This is a genomic window from Candidatus Pelagibacter sp. HIMB1695, from assembly GCF_052047655.1.
GTDB lineage: Bacteria > Pseudomonadota > Alphaproteobacteria > Pelagibacterales > Pelagibacteraceae > Pelagibacter.
In genome coordinates, this window is record NZ_JBNAJT010000001.1 from 1021283 (window position 1) to 1046481 (window position 25199).

General features: G+C 29.1%; 24 protein-coding genes. 20 read left to right on the plus strand and 4 right to left on the minus strand.

Going from position 1 to position 25199, the window contains the following annotated elements; genetic code table 11:
* Window positions 1-28: 28 nt before the first annotated feature.
* Window positions 29-682: a nucleotide exchange factor GrpE gene (locus ACTTAX_RS05585; RefSeq protein ID WP_440693510.1), complete on the minus strand. Its 654-nt coding sequence runs from the start codon at window positions 680-682 to the stop codon at window positions 29-31.
* 36 nt (window positions 683-718) lie between these two features.
* On the opposite strand from ACTTAX_RS05585, the gene rdgB reads away from it, so the two are divergent.
* A complete protein-coding gene (gene rdgB / locus ACTTAX_RS05590) occupies window positions 719-1321 on the plus strand; it encodes an RdgB/HAM1 family non-canonical purine NTP pyrophosphatase (RefSeq protein WP_440693512.1) in 603 nt (200 codons plus the stop codon).
* Here the strand turns inward: rdgB and ACTTAX_RS05595 are convergent.
* Window positions 1305-2459: an ABC transporter substrate-binding protein gene (locus ACTTAX_RS05595; protein ID WP_440693513.1), complete on the minus strand. Its 1155-nt coding sequence runs from the start codon at window positions 2457-2459 to the stop codon at window positions 1305-1307. The genes rdgB and ACTTAX_RS05595 overlap by 17 nt on opposite strands.
* Window positions 2460-2492: 33 nt before the next feature.
* Between ACTTAX_RS05595 and rsmI the strand changes: the two genes are divergently transcribed.
* Both rsmI and ACTTAX_RS05605 read left to right on the plus strand, forming a co-directional pair.
* Window positions 2493-3353: a 16S rRNA (cytidine(1402)-2'-O)-methyltransferase gene (rsmI, locus tag ACTTAX_RS05600; protein WP_440693515.1), complete on the plus strand. Its 861-nt coding sequence runs from the start codon at window positions 2493-2495 to the stop codon at window positions 3351-3353.
* Window positions 3343-3939 (plus strand): BON domain-containing protein, encoded by a 597-nt coding sequence (locus tag ACTTAX_RS05605; protein WP_440693517.1) that lies wholly within the window; start codon window positions 3343-3345, stop codon window positions 3937-3939. The genes rsmI and ACTTAX_RS05605 overlap by 11 nt, the downstream gene beginning before the upstream one ends.
* On the opposite strand, the gene ACTTAX_RS05610 is transcribed toward ACTTAX_RS05605, so the two are convergent.
* Window positions 3936-6224 carry an NADP-dependent malic enzyme gene (locus tag ACTTAX_RS05610; RefSeq protein ID WP_440693519.1) on the minus strand — a complete coding sequence of 763 codons (2289 nt, stop codon included), beginning with the start codon at window positions 6222-6224 and terminating at the stop codon, window positions 3936-3938. The genes ACTTAX_RS05605 and ACTTAX_RS05610 overlap by 4 nt on opposite strands.
* A 118-nt stretch (window positions 6225-6342) precedes the next feature.
* Here ACTTAX_RS05610 and murJ point away from each other — a divergent pair, with 118 nt between their 5' ends.
* Genes murJ through ACTTAX_RS05630 form a run of 4 tightly spaced genes read left to right on the plus strand, consistent with a single transcriptional unit; the run spans window position 6343 to window position 10548 of the window.
* Window positions 6343-7872 carry a murein biosynthesis integral membrane protein MurJ gene (gene murJ / locus ACTTAX_RS05615; RefSeq protein WP_440693521.1) on the plus strand — a complete coding sequence of 510 codons (1530 nt, stop codon included), beginning with the start codon at window positions 6343-6345 and terminating at the stop codon, window positions 7870-7872.
* Window positions 7873-7876: 4 nt separating this feature from the next.
* Window positions 7877-8878 (plus strand): tryptophan--tRNA ligase, encoded by a 1002-nt coding sequence (gene trpS / locus ACTTAX_RS05620; protein WP_440693522.1) that lies wholly within the window; start codon window positions 7877-7879, stop codon window positions 8876-8878.
* Window positions 8879-8934: 56 nt separating this feature from the next.
* Window positions 8935-9474, plus strand: coding sequence for a NifU family protein (locus ACTTAX_RS05625; protein ID WP_440693524.1), 540 nt, complete (start codon window positions 8935-8937; stop codon window positions 9472-9474).
* 6 nt (window positions 9475-9480) lie between these two features.
* Window positions 9481-10548 (plus strand): glucosaminidase domain-containing protein, encoded by a 1068-nt coding sequence (locus tag ACTTAX_RS05630; protein ID WP_440693526.1) that lies wholly within the window; start codon window positions 9481-9483, stop codon window positions 10546-10548.
* Here ACTTAX_RS05630 and ACTTAX_RS05635 read toward each other — a convergent pair.
* Window positions 10545-11399 (minus strand): polysaccharide deacetylase family protein, encoded by an 855-nt coding sequence (locus ACTTAX_RS05635; protein ID WP_440693528.1) that lies wholly within the window; start codon window positions 11397-11399, stop codon window positions 10545-10547. The genes ACTTAX_RS05630 and ACTTAX_RS05635 overlap by 4 nt on opposite strands.
* A gap of 7 nt (window positions 11400-11406) precedes the next feature.
* Here ACTTAX_RS05635 and ACTTAX_RS05640 point away from each other — a divergent pair, with 7 nt between their 5' ends.
* The 13 genes from ACTTAX_RS05640 to pnp all read left to right on the plus strand — a co-directional run bounded on the left by ACTTAX_RS05640 (window position 11407) and on the right by pnp (window position 25102).
* Window positions 11407-11940 (plus strand): peptidase M22, encoded by a 534-nt coding sequence (locus tag ACTTAX_RS05640; RefSeq protein WP_440693529.1) that lies wholly within the window; start codon window positions 11407-11409, stop codon window positions 11938-11940.
* 9 nt (window positions 11941-11949) lie between these two features.
* Window positions 11950-12360 (plus strand): Fur family transcriptional regulator, encoded by a 411-nt coding sequence (locus ACTTAX_RS05645; protein ID WP_440693531.1) that lies wholly within the window; start codon window positions 11950-11952, stop codon window positions 12358-12360.
* Window positions 12357-12974, plus strand: a complete 618-nt coding sequence (locus tag ACTTAX_RS05650) for a putative 2OG-Fe(II) oxygenase (protein ID WP_440693533.1) — start codon at window positions 12357-12359, stop codon at window positions 12972-12974. The genes ACTTAX_RS05645 and ACTTAX_RS05650 overlap by 4 nt, the downstream gene beginning before the upstream one ends.
* A complete protein-coding gene (gene miaB, locus ACTTAX_RS05655) occupies window positions 12949-14310 on the plus strand; it encodes a tRNA (N6-isopentenyl adenosine(37)-C2)-methylthiotransferase MiaB (RefSeq protein WP_440693763.1) in 1362 nt (453 codons plus the stop codon). Before ACTTAX_RS05650 ends, miaB begins: the two co-directional genes overlap by 26 nt.
* Window positions 14311-14313: 3 nt before the next feature.
* On the plus strand, window positions 14314-15309 hold the full coding sequence (locus ACTTAX_RS05660; RefSeq protein ID WP_262590057.1) for a PhoH family protein: 996 nt from the start codon (window positions 14314-14316) through the stop codon (window positions 15307-15309).
* The gene (gene ybeY / locus ACTTAX_RS05665) at window positions 15302-15763 is read left to right on the plus strand and encodes an rRNA maturation RNase YbeY (protein ID WP_440693535.1); all 462 of its coding nucleotides are present in this window, start codon (window positions 15302-15304) and stop codon (window positions 15761-15763) included. Before ACTTAX_RS05660 ends, ybeY begins: the two co-directional genes overlap by 8 nt.
* 1 nt (window position 15764) lies before the next feature.
* Complete coding sequence (gene lnt / locus ACTTAX_RS05670; protein ID WP_440693536.1) at window positions 15765-17303, plus strand: apolipoprotein N-acyltransferase; 1539 nt, start codon at window positions 15765-15767, stop codon at window positions 17301-17303.
* On the plus strand, window positions 17296-18465 hold the full coding sequence (metK, locus tag ACTTAX_RS05675) for a methionine adenosyltransferase (protein ID WP_440693538.1): 1170 nt from the start codon (window positions 17296-17298) through the stop codon (window positions 18463-18465). Before lnt ends, metK begins: the two co-directional genes overlap by 8 nt.
* 97 nt (window positions 18466-18562) lie before the next feature.
* A complete protein-coding gene (gene nusA, locus ACTTAX_RS05680) occupies window positions 18563-20116 on the plus strand; it encodes a transcription termination factor NusA (protein WP_440693540.1) in 1554 nt (517 codons plus the stop codon).
* Between the two features lie 10 nt (window positions 20117-20126).
* On the plus strand, window positions 20127-22343 hold the full coding sequence (infB, locus tag ACTTAX_RS05685) for a translation initiation factor IF-2 (protein WP_440693541.1): 2217 nt from the start codon (window positions 20127-20129) through the stop codon (window positions 22341-22343).
* On the plus strand, window positions 22343-22711 hold the full coding sequence (rbfA, locus tag ACTTAX_RS05690) for a 30S ribosome-binding factor RbfA (RefSeq protein ID WP_440693542.1): 369 nt from the start codon (window positions 22343-22345) through the stop codon (window positions 22709-22711). The genes infB and rbfA overlap by 1 nt, the downstream gene beginning before the upstream one ends.
* Window positions 22712-22723: 12 nt before the next feature.
* Entirely contained in the window at window positions 22724-22972 is a 249-nt protein-coding gene (gene rpsO / locus ACTTAX_RS05695; protein WP_075485648.1) for a 30S ribosomal protein S15, read from the plus strand.
* Window positions 22973-23029: 57 nt separating this feature from the next.
* Window positions 23030-25102 (plus strand): polyribonucleotide nucleotidyltransferase, encoded by a 2073-nt coding sequence (gene pnp / locus ACTTAX_RS05700; RefSeq protein WP_440693544.1) that lies wholly within the window; start codon window positions 23030-23032, stop codon window positions 25100-25102.
* The last annotated feature ends 97 nt before the right edge of the window (window positions 25103-25199 follow it).

Consider the following 25199-nt stretch of genomic DNA (forward strand, 5'->3'; position numbering starts at 1 on the left):
AATTTGAAACTACAAGTTGATATCATTATTATTTATCTCCTAAATTTTCCTCATTTTGTTCAGTTTTTTCCTCTTTTTTAGTAATTTTTTTTGAGACACCAACTAATGAAGGTCTTAAAAGTCTATCTTTAATAGTGAAGCCTTTTTGAATTTCTTGAACAATTGTTCCAGCTTCTTTAGTATCATCTTCAATCTCCATCATTGCTTGATGAAAGTTAGGATCTAGTTTTTTGTTAAGACAATCAATTGGTTTAATATTATTTTTTTCAAAAATAGAAATTAAATCTTTCTTTATTATGTCTAAATGCTCCAGTGTTTTCTTTAAAGCGTCTGTTTCCTTTAACTTTTCATCGCTTTCTAAAACATGTTTAGAACGATCTAAGTTATCAATTAAATTTAATGCTTCTTTAGCAAAGCTAGACCCACCATACTCAAACGCATCCTCTTTTTCTTTTTCAAACCTTCTTCTTTGATTTTCCATTTCAGCAAAAGTTCGTGCCAGCTTATCTTCTAGTACAGCAATTTTTTCTTCCGGAGTTGGTTCTTTAATCTCTTCTTTGGTTTCCTGAGGCGTTTCTTGTTTACCTTCATCTGTTGAGCTTTGCTCAGGTTTTTCTGTTTCTTTTTCTAAATTCTGATTTTCGTCTTTTGGAGTGTTGATTTGGTTTTCTTCTTTTTTCATGGACTCATATATGGTAAGAAATTTGGTTATTTCTAGATGTCTAAGCAAAAAATTAAACAATTACTCATTGGCTCTAACAACAAGGGTAAAATAAGAGAAATTAGGAGTTTATTGCCAAATTACATCAAAATTTACTCTACTTCTGATTTTAAACTTAAAAGTCCTGCTGAAAATGGAAAAACTTTTGAAGAAAATTCCTTAATTAAATCAAAACATTTCTCTAAAAAGACTGGTCTAATATGTTTGGCTGATGACTCTGGTTTGGAGATAGATCATTTAGATAAAAGACCTGGAATCTATTCTGCACGATGGGGAGGAAAATCAGGGGATTTTAATAAAGCTATTAAAAAAGTATTTAGAGAGTTAGATAAAAAAGATAAGAATTGGAAAAATAAAAAAATTAAAGCAAGATTTGTTTGTGCTCTATCAATCTCGCATTTAAATAAAAAAATTACTTGTGTAGTAGGCAAAGTTGAGGGCCGAATATCAAATGAGCCAAAGGGGAAAAATGGATTTGGTTATGATCCAATTTTTATCCCACTAAAAAAATCCAAAACGTTTGGTGAAATGAAACCATCTCAAAAATACAAAATGGATCATCGCTATCAAGCTTTCAAAAAGCTTAAAAGATTTCTGTAAGTTTTTTATCTTCTATTTTATAAAAATTTAATCTGTGATTAATTTTGTTATCTTTAATATCAAAAATTCCTATCTTACCTTTAAATGAATTTTTTTTCTTAAATAATTTATCCATTTTCGAAAGATCTGATTTCAATGAAAGATAATATACCAAACCAACCAAATCATAACTTAAAAGTGAGAGATGGGATGGGTTTTGATTAAAAGCATTAAAATGTTTGATTTTATAATCATCAAAATTTTTTTTATTAATTGATGGATAATAAATTGGTTGAATATTTATCTCTTCCACTAAACTTTCATCAAACCATTGGTTAAGGGTTATAAAGTATTTATTTTTTGGAGATACATCAGTGTAGAGTAAAGAGGTTGCAACACTTTTAAGGCTTTCATCAAAATCAGATATAACAACTGCATCAAAATTTACATTTCCAATCGTGTATTTTTTTTCCAAGCTTTTAATTTTTTTTTCTTTATTTGGTTCATTTGACTCTTGAATTCTTCTTATTTCATCCGCTAGATTTTGTTTTCTAATTTTGTATTTAGTTATTTCCTCAATTTGTTCTGTAAGTTTTGTTGGTTCAGTATTATATTCAAAATTTTTAAAAACTTTTATTTTGGAATTTTTAACACCATCTTTGACTTCAAACTCAAAATTCTGAATTGGTGTTAAAAAAAGAGTTTTTTGTAAATTATTATTATCTAAAAATTTTTTTATAGTATTAAACTGTGAAGTGGAATTTATTCCAGCAGAAATTACATTTTTAGGTAAATCTAAAGTTTTATTTGTTAATGATAAAAAAGTTAAATCTTTCATCTCATCTAAATAAGTTAAACTTTCATAAAATATTGGTCCAATAACAATTTTTATTCCCATTTGTTTCAATTCAAAAGCAGACTTAAGAGTTTGGTTAGCTCTTGTTGCTGTATCTTTTGGATAAATTTCAATCAAATCATTATTAATATCTTTGACGGCTAAACTTACAGCCTTAATAATAGATGAACCTAGATCTTTATTTTCACCAGTCATTGGAACCAATAGTCCAATTTTTATTTTTTCATTAGCATAAACCAAATTTAATAAGTTCAAGAATAATAGAAGCAAAGAAGTAGAAATAATTTTGATAATCTTTTTCATTTTGATGTTATTATATAATTTTTAAGTTGAATTATGATCATAAAACCACAATTTAAATCAAATAATTATAAAAATGGGCTTTATTTAGTAGCAACACCAATAGGTAATTTAAAAGATGTATCGTTTAGATCATTAGAAGTTCTTGATAAATCAGATTATATATTATGTGAGGATACTCGCGTTTCTAAAAATTTATTAGACAAATATCAAATCAAATCTAAATTGATTTCACATCATAAATTTAATGAAAAAAAAAATACTTTAAAAGTAATTGAATATTTAAAATTAGGTAAATTAATTTCTCTGATTTCCGATGCAGGAACTCCAAGTATTTCTGATCCAGGTTCGGTTTTAATAAATGAATGTATAAAAAATAATATTAATATATTTTCAATACCTGGACCATCAGCAGTTACAACTGCAGTTGCTGCAAGTGGATTTTCTGATAAATTTTTTTTTTATGGTTTTTTGCCCGAAAAAAAAAATCAAATTGATGATGAATTAAAAAAACTTTCAAATTTTAATCATAGTTTAGTTTTTTTTTCATCTTCAAAAAAAGTTAATAAGATTATTCCAGCATTTAAAAAATATTTTAATGGAAGAAAAATAGTACTTAGTAGAGAAATTTCTAAATTATATGAGGAGTATATTAGAAGGAATATAGACGAATTAGAATTATTTAATAGTGAACTAAAAGGCGAATTAACAATAGTAGTTTCTGAAAAAAAAGAAGAAAAAGCTTCACAAAAACTAAGTGAATCTGATATTAATTCAATTAAAAAAATGATCAATAAACTAAGTACAAAAGAAATTACAGATTTAATAAGTTACAACAAAAATATTCCAAAAAAAGTAGTTTATAATTTTTGCCTAAAACTAAAAAATGAAAATTAAAATTTTAATAATTATTTTTCTGTCGGTTATTTTAGCTGCTTGTATACCAGGGGTTAGTTCAACAGGTTTGTTTGGGACCGGAGTATCAGTTGCGATTGATCCAAGAACAGTAGGAACACAAATTGATGATTCTTTTATGCAAAAAACTATTTCAACTAAAATATTTGCTATGGATAAAAAACATTTTTTAAAAGTCAAAACTAAAGTATTGGATGGAAGAATTTTTATAACAGGAAAAGTTGATGCTCCAGAGGAGAAATTAAAAATTACTAAAATTGCTTGGGAAACGAAAGGTGCAAGATCAGTAAGAAATGATCTCAAAATCAGAGAGGAATTTAATTTTAAGCAATCAGCAAAAGATCTACTTATCACGTCTCAACTAAGAACAGCTCTGATAGTAAATAAAAATATAAAAGCAACAAATTATCAAATAGATACCTATAAAAAGAAAATTTATGTTTACGGAATAGCTTTAAATGATGAAGAAAAAGAAATGGTTATTAGTGAAGCAAAAGAAATTCTAGATGTTGAAGATGTTGTGGCAAGTATTTTGCTACTTGAGGATTTGAGAATTCAAAAAAATTAATCAATTTTATATTCAATAACTTCTGATGAGTAAGCAGCAATTGAAGCTAAATTAATAATTTCAGACGTTGAAGATCTAAGTGGAGCTATCTCAATTGGTAATCCAAGCCCAATTAATAAAGGTCCTATAACTTTAGTATCACCTAAAGTTTTCATTAGTTTATAAGATATTGCTGCACTATGTTGTCCAGGCATTATTAAAATATTTGCTTTACCTACAATTTTCGCAAAAGGATAAAGTTCTTCATAATCAGGATTTAGAGCAACATCAGGTTGCATATCACCATCAAATTCAAAATTAACTTGTTTATCCTTTAAAATATCTACTGCAGTACGAATGTGTTTTGTTCTACTCGTTAAAGGTTGCCCAAATGTAGAGTGTGAAACAAACGCAATTTTTGGATCGATTCCAAAAAGTCTTACTACTCTAGCAGCTGAAATTGCAATTTCTGCCATTTCTTCTGATGTGGGGTATTCATGAACACTTGTATCTGCAATGAAAATTGTTTTCCCTTTATTGACAACCATGTTTAGTCCAAACATAATTTCACCTTTTCTTACATCAACAACTTGTTTTATTTTTTCAAGAGATGCTCCAAAACGTCTGGTGTTTCCTGTGACTGCACCATCTGCATCTCCACAAGCTACCATGCTTGTAGCCCAGACAACTCTGTCGTTTCTGACCATTCGATCGCAATCTCGTTCTAATAAACCTTGTTCTCTTTGAAGTTTTTTGAACAAATGATTTACGTATTTTTTTCTTTTTTCTTCGTCTTTTGAATTGGTGATTTCAATATCAAAATTTTCGCTATAACCAATATTTTTAATTTGCTCTTTAATTTTACTTTCTTTACCAACTAAAATTGGAATACCAAGTTTTGAATTTTTAAATGCTATTGCAGCTTTTAAAGTGTTTTCATCTTCCCCATCTGCAAAAACAATTCTTTTTTGATTTTTTTTAATAAAAGAGTTTATTCCTTGCATAATTGTAACTGTTGGGTCTAATCTTTGTTTTAGTTGCTCTTTGTAGTTTTCAAAGTTATCAATTTTTTTTCTAGCAACTCCACTTTCTATTGCTGCCTTAGCTACAGCAGCTGGGATAACACTAATTAATCTTGGATCAAAAGTTGATGGGATAATATAATCTTTACCGTAATGAGGTCTTTCTCCTCCCATGGCTGCTACAACTTCATCTGGTACATCTTCTCTAGCAAGTTTTGCTATTGCCTCAGCAGCAGCAACCTTCATTTCTTCATTAATTGTTTTTGACCTAACATCTAGTGCGCCTCTGAATATATAAGGAAATCCAATTAAATTATTAACTTGATTGGGATAATCTGATCTTCCAGTTGCAATAATTACATCATTTCTTACTTCGTTTATTTCTTCAGGTGTAATTTCTGGATCAGGATTTGCACATGCAAATATAATTGGATTTTTAGACATGCTTTTAACCATATCTTTTTTTAAAACACCTTTAGAGGATAATCCCAAGAATACATCAGCTCCTTTAAGTGCATCACTCAATGTTCTTAAATTTGTATTAATTGCAAATCTTGATTTCCATTGATCTATACCCTCCGCTCTTCCTTTATAAATCACACCTTTTCGATCTAACATTATTACATTTTCAGATTTAACACCTGAGTTAATAAATAACTCTGTACATGCTTGAGCAGATGCACCAGCACCATTAACAACGACTTTTATATCCTTAATAGATTTTCCACTTATATCGAGTGCGTTTAGTAAAGCAGCCGTTGTGATGATTGCTGTTCCATGTTGATCATCATGAAATACTGGAATATCTAATATTTCTTTCAGCTTTTGTTCAATAATAAAACAATCCGGTGCGGCTATATCCTCTAAATTTATTCCTCCAAAACTCGGAGCAAAGTTTTTAATTGAATTGATAATTTCATTTGTATCTTTACAGTCTATTTCTAAATCAATCGAATCTATATCTGCAAATCTTTTAAATAGTACTGCCTTTCCCTCCATAACTGGTTTTGAGGCTAATGCACCTAAGTTGCCCAATCCTAAAATCGCTGAACCATTACTAATTACTGCTACTAAGTTTCCTTTACTAGTATAATCATAAGCTGCTTCGGGATCCTCACTAATTTTTTTAACTGGGGCAGCAACCCCTGGAGAATAAGCAAGAGCAAGGTCTCTTTTAGTGGTCATGTTCTTTGAAGAAATTATTTCGATCTTGCCAGGTTTTTTATCCTTATGAAAATCTAAAGCCTCTTTATCTGTGTAATGATCAATCTGTGTTTTTTTCATTTTTATTAAACTGAATATATACTTTATCTATTTTATATTTTTTATTATTTAGAATATTTGATCTATATATTCTGATAATAAGTATACAATTAGGGTAAAATTAAGACTAATATGATTTATGAACTTAATTAAGTCAACAGGCACATTTGGCTTTTATACCATCATTAGTAGATTGCTTGGATATATTAGAGATATATTAATTGCAATATTTCTTGGAACAGGTTTGTTGGCAGATGCTTTTTTTGTAGCATTTCGAATTCCTAATACATTTAGAAGATTATTTTCAGAAGGAACTTTCAATGCAGCTTTTGTACCTAGCTATACGTCTGAAATGAATAAAGGAAAAAAATCTGCAAACAATTTTGCAAATAATATTTTTAATCTTTTATTTTTAGGTCTCTTAATTTTAACAATTGTCGTTCAGATTTTTATGCCTGGATTTGTATCAATTATTGCCCCAGGTTTTGTGGATGATCTAGAAAAAATGGATTTAGCTGTCAGTTTAACAAGGATTACTTTTCCTTTTTTATTATTTATTAGTTTAGCATCTTTTTTTTCTGCAATATTAAATTCTCATAATAAATTCGCTGCAGCTTCGGCAGCACCAATTCTATTAAATGTTATTTTAATAATTGTTTTATTATTTTCTAAAGCTTTAGGAGACGAGCTTGTTTACTATTTAGCTTATGGTGTATCTTTAGCAGGATTTTTACAGTTAATTTTTTTATATTATTTTGTTAAAAAATTTTTTTCATTTAAATTTAATTTTAAGTTAGCAAGTGATGAAAAGGTAAAATTTTTTTTTATAAAGCTTTTACCGAGTATCTTTTCATCTGGCGTAACACAAATCAATATTTTGGTTGGAACAATTATCGCCTCGTTTCAGGCTAGTGCAGTCTCTTACCTTTATTACGCAGACAGAATTTATCAAATCAATCTAGCGATAGCTGGTATTGCCATTGGAGTTGTAATTCTGCCACAACTTTCAAGGTTTGTAGACACTAAAAATGAAGAAAAAATTTCTCTTATTCAAAACAAAGCTTTAGAGTTGAGTTTATTTTTAAGTGTTCCAGCAACACTAGCTTTAGTGATTGCTTCAGAGGAAATAATTTCAGCGTTGTTTGGTTATGGTAGCTTTAATAAAGAATCTGTTGTTAACTCAAGTCTTGCTTTATTTTATTTTGCTTTAGGTTTACCTGCTTTTGCTTTGATAAAAGTTTTTTCAAGTTTTTTATTTGCTAATCATAATACAAAAATACCATTTTATATTTCGTTAATTTCGGTCCTTTTAAATATTTTGATTAGTATTTATTATTTTAACAAAATAGGTTTTATTATAATTCCAATCGCAACTTCAATTTCATCGTGGTTTAATGCAGCATTATTATTTATATACTTAAAAAATAATAATTTATTCTATTTTCAAAATAACTTTTTTTTAAATTTCTGTAAAATAATTTTTGCATCATTTTTAATGGGATTATTCTTTAATTTTCTATTAAACTTTTTTGAAAATCAACTTTCATTTTATTATAGCTTTAAATCAATTTATTTAGTCTTAAGCGTCTTATTTGCACTGTTCTTATACATATTTATTTGTTATTTCATCAAAGCTTTTAAAATTAGTGATATTAAAATAAACTATTAAAAATATGGGTAAAAAAATATTTTCTGGCGTTCAGCCAACAGGTAATCTCCATCTCGGTAATTATTTGGGTGCAATCAAAAACTTTGTAGACCTTAATAATGACGTTGATAATGATTGTATATTCTGTGTGGTTGATCTGCATGCAATTACAGTTAAACAAGACCCAAAAGAGCTAAAAAAAAATATTCGAGAGACCGTAGCTACTTTTATAGCAAGTGGAATTGATCCTAAAAAAAGTATTATTTTTAATCAGTCTGGTGTAGCAGCTCATTCAGAGGGAGCTTGGATTTTGAGCTGTGTTGCTCGAATGGGTTGGTTAAATAGAATGACACAATTCAAGGAAAAAGCTGGTAAAGATAAAGAAAAAGCAAGCGTTGGATTGTACTCATATCCTGTTTTAATGGCAGCAGATATTCTTTTGTACGATGCGACCCATGTCCCTGTTGGTGATGATCAAAAACAACATCTTGAGCTATGTAGAGATATTGCTCAAAAGTTTAATAACGATTTTGATCAAGATAACTTTTTGCAAGTACCCGAACCTTTAATTCAAAAAGAATTTTCTAGGATTATGAGTTTAAAAGATGGATCAAAAAAGATGAGTAAATCTGAACTGTCAGATTTAAGCAGAATTAATTTAACAGATGACAGAGATGCAATTGTAAATAAAATAAAAAAAGCAAAAACTGATCCGTTACCAATGCCAAGTAGTGTCGAAGAATTAAATGAGAGGTTAGAGGCAAGAAACCTTCTTGGCATATATTCTAGTTTAAATAATTTAACTTTACAAAATACAGTCGAAAATTTTTCAGGTAAAAATTTTTCTGAATTTAAAAATCAACTTTCTGATTTATTGGTTAAAAAGATTGAACCTATATCTTTGGAAATAAAAAAACTTTTAAATGATCAACCTTATTTAGATAAAATCCTTCTAGAAGGAGTTGAAAAAGCAAACTCAATTGCATCAAAAAAGATAGATAGAATTAAAGAAATACTAGGATTTTAATATAATTTAAATATCAAGTTTAAATTTTAGAAATAAGCTCTATATATATTTACAACATGTTCGTACAAACTGAAATAACGCCAAATCCTAATTCTTTGAAATTTCTTCCTGGGAAGAAAGTATCAAATAGTGGTCCTTATGAAATCACAAATAAAGATCAAATAAATAATGATTTGGTCAGAAATATCTTATCAGTTAATGGGGTTGAAGGTATTTTTTTAGGACAAGATTTTATTTCAGTAAATAAAAATGACCAAATTAAATGGGACGAAATTAAACATATTGTTATTTCATTAATAAACGATTTTTATTTAGATGGTAAAGAATATGTTATTGATGAAAATGAAGAAGAAAAAAATAACGATCTAAGTGAAATTGAGGAAAAAATTGTAAAAATTTTAGATCAAAAGATTAGACCTGCAGTTGCAAGAGATGGTGGTGATATAAAATTTAAAGAATTTAAAGATGGAATAGTAAAAGTGCAATTACAAGGAAGTTGTTCAGGCTGTCCAAGTTCAACAATGACTTTAAAGCAAGGGGTACAAAATCTTTTATGTCATTACCTTCCAGAGGTAAAAGAAGTTGTTGCGATATAAAACTTTATGAAAAAAAATTCAATTAAATTTCAATTTACTAAAAATAAAAGCATTAATTCTATTTCTAGATTTATGTTAAGTGGAATTTTTTTAATTTCATTTTTTTATATAACTCCTGCGTTTTTTAACTTTGCTGAAAAAAATTTTAATCATAAAGAATTTACCAATAATTCTAAAAATCTTTTATTAAAAAAACTTAATGCAAACAATTTAATAGAAGAAGATATTATAGATGAAGTAGATGAGATGGATTTACTTTATGATATTTTAGAGGAAAATAATTCAGAAATTAATTTAGTCAGATACACAACCTCAGAAATTAATTCATTATTTAAGGAGGTAAATTATAATTTAAAAGATGTGAGGGAAAATAAACTTGTAAAACCTATCGATATAGGACTTCTTCCAAACGAAATAAATGACATCTCTAGTTCAAAGAGAAAAAAGGAGATGTTTATTAAAATAATTCTCCCATTGATTGTTAAAGAAAACACTAAAATAAGAATAGATAGAAAAAGACTCTTTACGATTTTAAATAAAAGTAGCAATACCGACATCGAAAAAAAATGGCTTGAAAAAAAATTTAAGCAATATGGCGTTAGGCAAAATGATTTTTCATCATTAAAGGTAAGAATGGATGAAATTCCAGCTTCCTTAGCAATTGCACAAGCAGCAAAAGAAACAGGTTGGGGAACTTCAAGATTTGCAAGAAAAGGAAATGCTTTATTTGGTCAATGGACATGGTCAGGTGAAGGTTTAAAGCCCAAAGAAGCTGAGAAAGGCGAAACTCACAAAGTAATGAAATTTAATAGTTTACAATTATCTGTAAGAGCATACTTAAGAAATTTAAATACTCATAAATCCTATATAAATCTGAGAAAAGCTAGAAGTGAATTGAGAGGTGATGATAAACCACTTGATAGTTTAATTTTATCTAAACACTTAGATAAGTATGCAGAAACTGGAAGTCAGTACATTGAAGTATTACAAAAAATAATCACTCAAAATAAATTAAAGGATTTTGATGAGGCAAGGTTGTTGCCATCTAGTAAGGATTTAGAAAGCTTGATTTAATTTTTCTTGATAGGAAATTGAACTCCAAACCATCTCCATTTACCATTATCGTTTAAAGAACAGTTTATCCTACCTCTTCTAGGTTTAAAAGGTTCTCTAAATTCAATAGTTAGGATTTGATTAGATAAATTAGTTTTAGATTTATCCCACTTGTCTCCTTCGTTGGAATAACAAGTAATTTTACTTAAGTTTTTTTGTTCTTTAAAAAATTCAACTTTAAAATTTGGAGGATTATCATTTATTGTAAGTTGTTTTTCACTTGGATATAAATTTTTATATTCTAAGGGATAGTAATTTATTATAGATTTAAATCTTTTAAGTTCTCCATACTTTTCATTTATTGGAAATCTAGGTAGTTCAAATTTGTTTTTATTGAGATCAATTACACCTGAATGTTGTCCAAATGCAAATTTAAAATTTTTGGATATATAATCTCGCATAAATTTAGAATATTCTCCAAAAGGATATGAAAAAAAATTTGGTATATATCCTAATTCTTTTTGAAATATAACGTTTGCTTTGGCAATATCTAAAATAAAATTATTCTCACCTTCATCTATAAGGTATTCATGACTATGAGAGTGATGTCCAATTAAAGAGAAGTTTTTTGATTCAACTTCTCTAATTTGGTCCCATGTCATATATCCTCTTTTTCCAACAGCTTCTGTTGATACAAATAATATAAATGGAATATTATTTTCTTTTAAGAAAGGCCATGCTTCTAAGTAGAAAGACTCAAATCCATCATCAATAGTTAATAAAATTTCTTTATTCGATTTAGAAATTTTAAATTTATTTTCAAATTCATTAGGATTAAGGAACTCATATTTTGAGTTTTTTATTATTTTCATATGTTCTTTGAAAACATCCATTTTAATGTTTGTGGATGGATATTTTGTTTCATTAAAACGATGGTACATTATTGATAAAATTCCATTATCTTCTGAATATAATTTGATATTATTTTCATCTGATTTAGAACTTAAATTTAAAAATAAAGATAAAATGAATAAACTTATAATTGATGTAGCTGGAGATAAAATTTTTTTAATGATCATAGCTAATAACGATATTTACAATATTACTCATGAGAATACTAAAATAAATTATGAAAAATTAACTTTAATAATAAAAGAATTTTTAGAATTAAATAAATTTGAATTGAAGGATATTAACAAAATATACATTAATAGAGGTCCAGGAAGTTTTGCAGGGATTAGGAATTCTATTTCTGTTGTAAAGGCTCTCAAATTAGCAAAAAATATTGATTATTATTGTTATAGCTTAGACGATTTTAAAGGTGAAAAAGATGTAAAATATGAAAATGTCCCTTATTTGTGCGATAAATTTAAAATTAAAAAAAATTTGATTAACCCTATTTATATAAGTTAAAATTAAATTATGTCAGAAACAATTGAACAAAAATGTTTAGCAAAAGGTGTGAAATTGACAGATCAGAGAAAAATAATTGCTCAGGTCATGTCCGAGTCTACTGATCACCCTGATGTTGATGAACTTTACAATAGAGTTTCAAAGATTGATAATAAAATAAGTATTGCTACCGTCTACAGAACAGTAAAATTATTTGAAGAATCTGGAATACTTACAAAGCATGAGTTTAAAGGTGGAAAAGCAAGGTATGAAGAGCTTAATGAAGGACATCATGATCATTTAATAGATGTGAAGTCAGGTGAAATAATAGAATTTGTTGATGAAGAAATCGAAAAACTTCAAAAAAAGGTAGCAGATAAATATGGGTACACTTTAGTAGATCATAAATTAGAATTATACGGAATTAAAAAAAAAATATGAGCTTTGAAATTTTAAAACCTTTTGGACCATCAATTGTCAAGACCGTCATTCCAAATGAAATTATAATGGAAATGAACAAGTTTATAGATGATTTAACGAAAGAAGATGAAAAAAAATTTGATCATGGCCCTTTTTTAATAGGCAACGTCGCACAAGAATTTCGTTTAGACATTGAATTCATGAAAAAAATTAAATGGGCAGAATTTTTGGGGAAGTCTTGTCAAAAATGGCTCCTAGAAGGTCACGATATTTCAATAAAAAAATTTGATATAATTGACTCTTGGGTCGTGAAACAATTTAAAAATGATTACAATCCGATCCATTTTCATGATGGTCAAATTTCTGGTGTAGGCTACCTAAAAGTGCCAAAAAATATGGGTAATACTGTGCAAAATTCAAAAAAAACTAACCATAATGGAAAGTTGGTACTTATTGATGGTTCAAAAAGATTTGTTTGTACACCAACTTACATAATAACACCACAAGTGGGTGATTTTTATTTTTTCCCAAGTTACATGATGCATATTGTTTATCCTTTTTCCGGTACAATAGAAGAAAGAAGATCAGTATCATTTAATGCAAAGATTGATGAACATGCAGCAAAACTTAAATAATTTAATTTTAAAAAAGAAAATATTTATTAAAACCTTTGGTTGTCAAATGAATGAATATGATTCAAATAGAATTTTTGATTCTGTAAAGAAAATTGGTTATCAAAAAAGTGAAAAACTAGAAGAGGCTGACTGTTATTTATTAAACACTTGTCACATTAGAGATAAGGCAAAAGAAAAAGTTTATTCTGAAATAGGAAGAGTTAAAAAAAGCTTTAGAAACAAAAAGAAACCATTAGTAATAATAGCAGGATGTGTTGCTCAAGCAGAAAACCAAGAGATGCTTAAACGTGAGCCCTATATAGATTTAGTGATTGGCCCTCAAGCCTATCATAAGATTAACGAAACAATTCTGGATCATATTGAAAAAAGAAAAAAAATTGAACAAACAGATTTTGATGCTGTTTCAAAATTTAAATATTTTAGTAAAATAAAGAATGAGTCAGGTAAAGTTTCGTCTTTTTTAACTATTCAAGAAGGATGTGATAAGTTTTGTCATTTTTGTGTGGTTCCATATACTCGTGGACCGGAATATTCTAGACCATTCAATCAAATAATTGAGGAGGCGAATTATTTGTCTGATAATGGAGCAAAAGAAATCATACTTTTGGGACAAAATGTAAATGCTTACAATTATAATAGCAAAAGACTATCTGATTTAATTTTAGAAACTGAAAAGATTAAAGACATAAAAAGAATTAGATACACAACTTCGCATCCAAAAGATATGACTGATGATTTAATTGAAGTATACAAAGTCTCTAAAAAGTTAATGCCTTTAGTCCATCTTCCAGTTCAGAGTGGATCCGATAGGATTTTAAAGTTGATGAATAGAAAACATAAAATAGATCGTTATTTAAAAGTTTATGATGAATTGAAAAAAATTAATCAATCAATTGAATTTTCAAGTGATTTTATTATTGGTTATCCTGGTGAAACTGAAGAAGACTTCAAAAGTACAGTCGATTTAATTAAAAAAGTTAATTTTATAAATTCTTACTCATTTATTTTTAGTCCAAGGCCTGGGACAAAGGCAGAAGGTTTAGATTTAATTGATAAAAAAATTTCAATGAAAAGGTTAGAATTTATTCAAAATTTATTATCTGAAAATCAAACTCAAATGAACAAAAAATTAGAAAATAGAACAATCGATGTTTTGGTTGAAAATTTAACTGAAGATAAATCCAAAGCTTTTGGAAGAACTGAATATATGACATCAGTAATTTTTAATGGTAAAAGAGAGCATATTGGAAAAATTGTGAAAGTAAAAATTACAAATAGTAATAGAACTACATTGTTTGGAGAATTGTTAAGCAACCCAGATCAAAAGGTGGCATAATCTTTGAATAATACAATTAAAAAAAAAATCGATACCACTCTAAAATTTGTTTACTCAGACAATAATTCATTAAGTGTAATATTTCACAACAATGAATTACTCATGGGTGTTGCTGGAGAATTTAATAAAAATTTAAAAGAATTAGAAAAGATGACTAACTCTAGTTTGTATTCTAGGGGAAATTCAATAATGATAAAATCAGATCCACAAAAAAATGAATTAATAAAAAACGCAATTCAATTTTTAACTAATCAATTTATAAATAATGGTTCAATCGAAAATAAAGATCTTATATCATCAGTTGATCAATTTATGATTAAAGAGAAAGTTAAAAATAATAATGTAACTGACATTATAAAAACACCAAAAAAATCAATTATTCCCAGATCTGAAAAACAAAAAAGCTATGTCAGAGCTCTAAGACAAAGTGATATTGTAATCTCAGCAGGTCCAGCTGGAACAGGAAAAACTTTTTTAGCTGTAGCAGTTGGTTTGACTATGTTGTTAGAAAAAAAAATAGAAAGAATTATTCTATCTAGGCCTGCTGTTGAAGCAGGAGAGAGACTTGGCTTTTTACCCGGAGATATGAAAGAAAAAGTAGATCCGTATTTAAGACCTTTATATGACTCTTTGTACGACCTATTTGATTTTGAAAAAATACAAAGAATGATCGAAATTGGTGATATTGAAATCGCTCCTTTGGCATTTATGAGAGGTAGAACACTAAAAAATTCTTTTGCTATATTAGATGAAGCGCAAAATGCAACAGATACACAAATAAAAATGTTTTTAACAAGGATCGGTGAAAATTCAAAAATTGTAGTTAATGGAGATCCTACTCAGATAGATCTACCTAACAAAAGTATGTCAGGATTAGTTAGATCAAAAGAATTATTGGGGCATCTCAATGAAATTTCAGTTGTAGACTTTGATCATTCAGATGTAGTTAGACATCCACTGGTTTCTAAAATTGTAAAAGCCTATTCTAAAAATGATTAATTTAAATGTCTTCTCAGAAGAGAAGGCTTGGTCTAAAAAACTTAAAAAAAAAGATTTTTTTTTTAAAAGTATTTGTGATGCTTTTCCAAAAAAATTTAAATTTTTAAATAAAAAAATAAGTTTATCTTTACTTCTTTCAAACAATAAAAAAATTAAAATTTTAAATAAAAAATTTAGAAATAAAAATAAATCTACTGATATTTTATCTTTCCCATCTAGTAAAATATTAAAAATATCAAAGCAAACTTACTTAGGGGATATAATTATTAGTTTTAATTTTATGAATAAACCGAAATCACAAACAGATAAACAATTTAAAGAAAAAATTATTAAAACTTTTATTCATGGTTTTTTACACTTGTTAGGATTTGATCATGTAAAAAATAAAGATTATTTAAAAATGTTAAAAGAAGAAGAAAAAATATTTAAATCAGTTATCTCAAAAATTAAGTAAATTGAAAAAAAATTCATATATCGATATAGTTTATTTATTGTTTCTTGGAGCGGTAACTTCATTAAGTTTACCACCTTTCAATTTTTTAATAATTAATTTTCTATCTTTTAGCTTATTTTTTATTTTTTTAATTAAAAAAAAAGAGAATAAACATAAATTATTTTTTTTCTATGGCTGGTTATTTGGATTTGGATATTTTCTAACAAATATATATTGGATCTCTATTTCATTAACATTTGATGAAAATTTTAAATTTTTAATTCCATTTGCTCTAATTTTAGTTCCTTCTTTTATTGCGTTATTTTACGGTTTTGTTTGTTATTTGTTTATTTTCTTTAAACCAAATAAAACTTTGAGTTCAATTTTATTATTTTCTGTAATCTTTGGTTTTCTAGAATTCATTAGAGGTTCGATTTTATCAGGTTTTCCTTGGAACTTAATTGCATATAGTTTTTCAAATCATTTAGAAATTCTAAGCATAACATCTTTAATAGGCACATATTCTTTCAACTTATTTTGTATAACTTTGTTTCTAAGCCCTGCACTCTTCATTTTACGGAATGATAAAAAAGATTTAATTTTTTGCTTAATTTTACCTTTAATATTTTTATTATTTTACTTCTTTGGATACTCAAATAAGCAGGATTTTTACAATAATGATGTTGAAAAACTTGATTATAAAATAAGATTAGTTGGTACAGATATTTCTTTGGATAGGTTTTATTCAGGAGAGGGCCCTTTATCAACTATAGAAGATCTTATAAATATTAGTTCACCAATTAAGAAAGAGAAAATAATTTTCATTTGGCCAGAGGGTATATTGCCTGGAATTTCTCAGGATCAAATTCAAAGTTATGATTATTTATTTAACGAAAGTTTTGACGAAAATCATTTACTAATTTTAGGCATCAACAACAAATCAAAAGTTAATGATCAAATTAAGTATTACAATTCTTTATCTGTTTATGATCATAATCTTAATTTATTGAATTATTATAATAAAATAAATCTTGTACCGTTTGGCGAATTTTTACCCATGGAAAATTTATTAAAAAAATTAGGTCTCAAATCTTTAACCAACAATTATCAATCTTACTCAAAAGGTCAAAAAAGGGAAATTATAGAGTTAAATCAAAAAAATTTTTCTATAAAATTTTTACCATTAATTTGTTATGAGATAATTTATTCTGGAAAATTATATAAAAACTATGACTTTGATATAATAGTGAATATTTCAGAGGATGGATGGTTTGGTCAATCAATAGGACCAGAACAGCACTTTGTTCACAGTATATTTCGAGCTATAGAAAGTGGAAAATATGTAATTAGATCAGCTAATAACGGAATAGCTGCGATAGTAAATCCTCTCGGTATCGTTGAGGAAAGAATTAACTTTAATGAAGTTGGATATATTGATTTTACGAAAATGAGAAAAATTCAACCAACAGTCTTTTCTAAATATGGGAATAAAATTTTTGCTTTAATAATTTTATTGTATATTTTTTTAATATTTTCATTTAATAGATTTAAAAATGAGTAATTTAAAAAATTTCCTATTTACAAGCGAGTCAGTTTCAGAGGGACATCCAGATAAAGTATCAGATAGAATTTCTGATATGGTTGTTGACAGTTACATTTCTGGAGATCCTTATTCAAGAGTTGCTTGTGAAACTTTAACGACAACAAATAAAGTTGTGCTTGCAGGTGAAGTAAGAGGACCTGAGATTAAAAAAGATGATTTAATCGAAAAAGTAAGGAATTGTGTAAAAGATATTGGATATGATCAGGAAGGATTTACCTGGAAAGAAGCAACAAAAATAGAAAGTCATTTGCATTCTCAATCTGCTGATATTGCAATGGGTGTAGACTCATCTGGAAATAAAGATGAGGGTGCTGGAGATCAAGGTATAATGTTTGGTTATGCATGTAATGAAACAGATGTATATATGCCTGCACCAATTCATTATTCGCATAAAATTTTAAGACTTATGGCCGAGGATAGAAAATCTGGTAAATTAAAAAATATTGAACCTGACTCAAAAAGCCAAGTTACATTCGAATATGTTGATGGTAAACCGACCAAAGTAAAATCTGTTGTTATATCATCTCAACATTCTTCTGATATTAATCAAGTTCAGGTAAGAGAATTATTAAGACCGTATATGTTAAAATCAATTCCAGAAAAATTTCTTAAAGACTTTAATGAGGAAGAGTTTTATGTAAACCCAACTGGTAATTTTGTAATAGGTGGTCCAGATGGTGACTGTGGTTTAACAGGAAGAAAAATTATTGTGGATACCTATGGTGGAGCAGCACCCCATGGAGGAGGAGCATTTTCAGGTAAGGATCCTACAAAAGTAGATAGATCTGCTGCTTATGCGGCAAGATATATTGCTAAAAATGTTGTTGCTTCAAAAATAGCAGATAAATGTTTGATACAGTTAGCTTATGCAATAGGAGTTTCAAAACCTTTATCAATTTATGTTGATTTGTTTGATAATGATTTAGATAAAAACAAATTTGTTGTTGAAAAGATTAATGAAAATTTTGATCTCAGTCCTAGAGGAATTAGAGAGATGTTGAACCTTAATAGACCTATATATGAAAAAACAGCAGCCTATGGCCACTTCGGTAGAACTCCAGGAGATGATGGATCATTTTCTTGGGAAAAAACTGATAAAATCAACGTTTTTTCTAAATAGTTTCAGTTGAATTAAAAAAAAACTTTACTATATTGCCCTTACATTGTTGAATTATCAAAATGGGCTTTGGCCCATTTTTTTTTGGAGCAGATAAAAAATGTTAAATAAAAGAGCAGACAAATTAGAATTATTAAGAATTGCTGAAGCAGTAGCTTTGGAGAAATCGATAGATAAAGAACTTATTATTAGTTCTATGGAAACAGGAATAGCTAAAGCAGCCAAATCTAAGTTTGGTCAAGAAAATGAAATTAAAGTTTCAATTAACAGAGATAATGGAGACATAGAATTGTTCAGAAAACTTGTTATTTCTGAAAATCCTGAAAATGCAAATACAGAAATAAAATTAGAAGATGCAATAAGTCTTAATGAAAATAATAAAGATAAATCAATCGGTGATGAAGTTCTTCAGCCATTACCATCTTTTGATTTTGGTAGAATAGCTGCTCAAACTGCAAAACAAGTTATAAGTTTTAATGTTAGAGAAGCAGAGAGAGAAAGACAATTTAATGATTTTATTGATAAAAAAGATACAATTTTAAGTGGTATTGTTAAGAGATTAGAATTTGGAAGTGTCATTGTTGATCTAGGTAGAACAGAAGCAATCATTCAAAAAAATGAATTAATTCCCAGAGAAAATATTAAAGCTGGTGATAGAGTAAAAGCTTATTGTTATGATGTAAGAAGAGAGCCAAGAGGTCAACAAATCTTCTTGTCTAGAGCTCACCCAAAATTTATGGAGAAACTTTTTGTTCAAGAAGTGCCAGAGATATATGACGGGTTAATCGAAATTAAATCTTCTTCAAGAGATCCTGGAAGTAGAGCAAAGATTTGTGTTAAAGCAGTGGATACATCATTAGACCCTGTAGGAGCTTGTGTTGGTATGAGAGGTTCTAGAGTTCAGGCAGTTGTAAATGAACTTCAAGGAGAAAAAATTGATATTGTGAATTGGTCAGAGGATGCTGCAATATTAGTATCAAATGCTTTGTCGCCTGCAGAAGTTCAAAGAGTTAATGTTGATGCAGAAAGAAAAAAACTTGATGTGATTTTAACTGAAGAAAATTTGAGTAAAGCGATTGGTCGAAGGGGTCAAAATGTAAGATTAGCAACCAAGTTATTAAATTATGAAATTAATATTATGACTGATGCAGAAGACTCTGAGAGAAGACAATCAGAATTTAAAGAAAAGACAGATAACTTTGTTAAAAACTTAGAATTAGATGAAACTTTAGGTCAGTTATTAGTTGCTGAAGGTTTTTCAACAATAGACGATATTAAAGACAGTTTGCCAGAAAATTTAACGAAAATAGAGGGAATTGAGGAAGAAACAGCTATTGCGTTAATTGAAAGAGCAAAAGAGTTTCATCAAAAAGATCAAGAAGATATATCGGAAAGAATTAAAGAGCTCGGTCTACAAGATGCTCTTATCAACCTTAAGGGTCTTACCCCAGGAATGTTAGTTACATTGGGTGAACAAAAAATATTAACATTAGAAGATTTTGCAGATCTTGCATCTGATGAACTTACTGGTGGCTACGATGTAGTTAAAGGAGAGAGAGTTAAAATTCAGGGTTATCTAGAAGATTTTGCTTTATCTAAAGAAGAGGCAGATGAATTAATTATGTCTGCTAGAAATATAATTTATAAAGATTGAGAGATGAGCAATGGAGAAAAAAACAAAATTAACAATATCCGGCTCTGCAAAGAAATCTATAAGAACTATTGAGATAGCTAAATCTCAAGGAAAAAATTCTAGAGTAATTGAAAAACAAGGCGGAAAATTCGCTAATAGAGGTGGATCGTTTAGACCTGGTGTAGGGAAACCAAAATCTACTACTTCATTTAATAGAGGTGCTCCATTAAAATCGTCTTTTGCGCCAAAATCTCCTCCAATTACAAGCGATTTTGAAAGAAGAAAACTGGCAGAGCAAAGAGCCACTAAAAGACTTAAGGGAGATACTGAAAAAGATAAAAAAACATTAAAAGCCGGGACAAAAAAAAGAGAATTAAAATTAACTGTTTCAAGAGCATTAAGCGATGAAATAGAGGCAAGAGAAAGAAGTTTAGCATCAGTTAAAAGAGCTCGACAAAAAGAAATGAAAAACTCTTCTAAAGAAGAGACGCAAGAAAATTCAAAACCAGTAAAACGTGACATCAATATTCCAGAGGCGATAACTGTTAGAGAGCTAGCTAACAGAATGGCGGAGCAATCTAGCAATGTAATTAAATATTTATTCGGAATGGGAGTAACTGTAACAATCAATCAAACTTTAGCTGCTGACACAGCTGAATTTTTAGTTAAAGAATTTGGACATAATCCAATAAGAGAAGAAAAAGCAGAAGAAATTATTCAAAAAATAAAGGCTACTAGAGTAGAAAATTTAAAAAATAGACCACCTATTGTTACGGTTATGGGCCATGTCGATCATGGTAAAACTTCTGTTTTAGATGTTTTAAGAAGTGCAAATGTAGTTTCAGGAGAGTTTGGTGGAATTACTCAGCATATCGGAGCATACCAAATTGAAAGTCAAAATAATAAATTAACTTTTATAGACACTCCAGGTCATGCAGCTTTTACTGAAATGAGAGCTAGAGGATCAAAATTAACAGATGTAGTAGTTTTGGTTGTTGCAGCTGATGATGGAGTAAAGCCACAAACAGTCGAGTCTATAAAACATGCAAAAGCTGCGAATGTCCCAATTGTAGTTGCAATAAATAAGTGTGATCTTCCTGAAGCTGATCCACAGAAAATTAAAAATCAATTGCTTGAACATGAGTTAATCGCAGAAGATTTATCTGGTGATACATTAATGGTTGAAGTTTCTACAAAAACAAAACAAAACTTAGATAAGTTAGTTGAGTCTATAATTTTACAAGCTGAAATTTTAGATCTTAAAACTGATTATGAGTCTAAGGCTACAGGAATCGTATTAGAGTCAAAAATAGATGTTGGCAGAGGACCAGTTGCAAATATTATTGTAACAACAGGTACTCTCAAAAAGGGCGATTTTTTTGTAAGTGGTTTAAAATGGGGAAAGGTTAGAGCTATTATTAATGATAAAGGTCAAAATATTAGCGAGGCTCCACCCTCAACTCCCATAGAAGTTTTGGGTATAAATGGTGCTGCTAAAGCTGGAGATGATTTTATTGTTTTAGACACTGAAAAAGAAGCTAAAACTCTGAGTGAAAATAGAGCGCAAGAGAGCAAAGATGGAAAAAATCCATTAACGTTTGCAACACAAGATTCTGCTTTTTCAGACAAGTCTTCTGAGGAATTAAATTTAATTATTAAATCCGATGTACAAGGATCATCTGAGGCTATCAAAAATGCAATTGCTCAAATTAAACATGAAGAAGTGAAACCAAAAATAATTTTAGCAGACATAGGAATGGTAACCGAAACTGATGTTACACTAGCCAAAGCATCTAATGCTGTTCTAATAGCCTTTAATGTTAAACCGAGCAAAGAGGCTAAAAAACTTGCTGAAAATGAAAAAATAAAAATCTCTTCTTATAATATCATTTATGAAGTGTTGGATTATGTTAAACAAAAAATGTCTGGGCTATTATCTCCTGATGTTCAAGAAACAATTACTGGAACAGCACAAATTCTTGAGATATTCAAAGTTTCGGGCGCTGGAAAAGTTGCAGGCTCAAAAATTACAGAAGGTGAAATAAATAGTAATTCTGATGTAAGAATTATTAGAGATGGAGCAATAATTTACACAGGAAAAGTTTCAACAATTTTCAGAGAAAAAAACCAAGTAAAACAAGTTAGTGATGGTCAAGAATGTGGAATTACTGTTAAAGATTATATGGATTTCCAAAAAAACGACACAATAGAGGCATTTAGTGTTACATCTACAGAGAGATCGATTTAATGGCTGATAGAATAGGAAAACCAGTATCACAAAGACAGCTTAGAGTTGGAGAGATGATTAAGCAGTCTTTAAGCATGATTTTTATAAGAAATGAGGCTAAGGTGCCGAATTTAGAAACAAATACTATAACAGTTACTGAGGTTAGAATGAGCCCTGATTTAAAAATTGCTAAAGCATATGTTCTTCCATTGGGCGGAAAAGATGCTGAGGAAACAATTAATATTTTGAAAGAATACTCATTCTTAATAAGAAAAATTTTATCACAAAAAGTGGTTATGAAATTTTTACCAAAATTACTTTTTAGAAAAGATGAGTCTTTTGAGTATGCGGAAAAAATAGAAAACTTAATAAAACAAACAAATAAATAGGAAGAAAGAGGCATGAATAAAAAGGCACAAGAATTAGCAATGCATGATAAAGATACTGGATCTTCAGAAATCCAAATCGCTTTGCTAACAGAGAAAATTGAAACTCTCTCTAAGCATATTAAGCAATTCAAGAAGGATAAACATTCATCTGTTGGATTGTTGAGAGCGGTAAATAGAAGAAAGAAATTGTTAGAATACCTAAAGAAAAACAAAATGGATTCTTACAAAAATGTACTGTCGAAATTGAATTTAAGAAAATAGAAGTCAAGGTAGATAGAACGGAATGGAACGAAACGAACGAAACGAAATGGAAATGAAATGTTTAAAGTATATAAGAAGGAAATTGAAGTAGCGGGAAAAAAGATAAGTTTAGAGACAGGTAAAGTAGCAAGACAGGCAGACGGTGCAATAATCGCAACATGTGGAGAGACAGTCGTATTAGCAACAGTAGTTGGGGCAAAAAAAGTAAATCCTGATATGGATTACTTTCCATTATCTGTAAATTACCAAGAGAAATATTATGCAGCTGGAAAAATTCCTGGTGGATATTTTAAAAGAGAAGCAAGACCAACTGAGAGTGAAACATTAATTTCTAGATTAATTGATAGACCAATCAGACCTTTGTTTCCTGACGAATTTAAAAATGAAGTACAGTTATTACCAACTGTAATTTCATACGACAAAGAAAACGAACCAGATATTTTATCAATCACTGCTTCATCGGCAGCATTAGCTATATCAGGAATGCCATTTATGGGACCTGTAGGAGCGTCAAGAGTTGGATTTATTGATGGAAAATATGTTTTAAACCCATCTAAAGCAGAGCTAGAAAAATCGAAATTAGATTTAGTTGTAGCAGGTACAAAAGACGCTGTTTTAATGGTTGAGTCCGAAGCAAGTGGTTTAACTGAAGAAGAAATGTTAAACGCAGTCAAATTTGGTCATGAAGGCTTTGTTCCAGTGATTGAAATGATCGAGGAGCTTGCAAAAGAATGTAGAAAACCTGAATGGACAGTTGAGAAAAAAGATTTATCTGAAGTTAAGAAAAAACTTGAGGAAACTTTTACTGAAGATCTTAAAAAAGCTTTTGCTACAAGAGATAAACAAGATAGATCAAATCAAATTTCTGAAATTACTGATAAAGCTAAAAAACTTTATGAGGAAGATGAAAACTACACAGATCTTGATGTTAACAGTCAGCTAAAAAGTCTAGAAAAATCAATTGTTAGAACTGATATCCTAAAAAATAAAAATAGAATTGATGGAAGAGGTTTATCTGATGTAAGACCTATCGAGTGTGAAGTGGGTATTTTACCTAGAGCTCATGGTTCTGCATTATTTACTAGAGGAGAAACCCAAGCAATTGTTGTTGCAACTTTAGGAACATCTGATGATGAACAAAGAATTGAAAGCTTAGATGGATTGCAAAGAGAACGATTTATGCTTCACTATAATTTTCCTCCTTTTTCAGTTGGAGAAACGGGAAGAATTGGAACTGGTAGAAGGGAAATCGGACACGGTAAATTAGCTTGGAGAGCAATCAACTCTTCATTACCTACAAAAGAAGCATTTCCATATACTTTTAGAGTAGTTTCAGAGATAACAGAGTCTAATGGTTCTTCTTCAATGGCTACAGTTTGTGGAACGTCTTTAGCATTAATGGATGCTGGAGTGCCAATTAAAGAGCCAGTTGCAGGTATTGCAATGGGTCTAATTAAAGAAGGTGATGATTTTAGTGTTTTGTCAGACATTTTAGGTGATGAAGATCACCTAGGTGATATGGACTTTAAAGTTGCTGGAACCAAAGATGGAATTACTTCTCTCCAAATGGATATCAAAATTACAGGTATTACATTTGAAATCATGGAGCAAGCATTAAGCCAAGCTAAAGATGGAAGAGTTCATATCTTAGGAGAAATGAATAAAGCATTATCAGCTTCAAGATCTGATGTTGGAAAACATACGCCAAAAATGGAGCAAGTTAACGTTGATAAAAAAGACATTGCTGCTGTCATTGGAAAAGGTGGCGCAACAATCAGAGAGATAGTTGAAAAATCAGGTGCGAAAGTAGATGTAAACGACGAAGGTGTAGTAACAGTTGCTGCTCCAGATGAAGAGTCTAGAAATATCGCAATGCAGATGATTAAAGACATAACTGCAAAAGCTGAACTGAATAAAATTTATTCAGGTAAAGTAATGAAGATTATGGAATTCGGCGCATTTGTTAATTTCTTGGGAAAACAAGACGGACTTGTTCACATCTCAGAACTTGCAGATAAAAGAGTTGCTAAAGTAACTGATGTTGTCAAAGAGGGTGACGAAGTTAAAGTTAAAGTGATTGGCTTTGATAGAGGTAAAGTTAAACTTTCTATGAAACAAGCCGCTGAGTAATAGCCTAAATTAAAATTCTAAACCCCTGGAATGAGAGTTCTGGGGGTTTTTTATTGGCAATTTGGCAACAGAGCGCCCTAATATTTTTAACTAAATT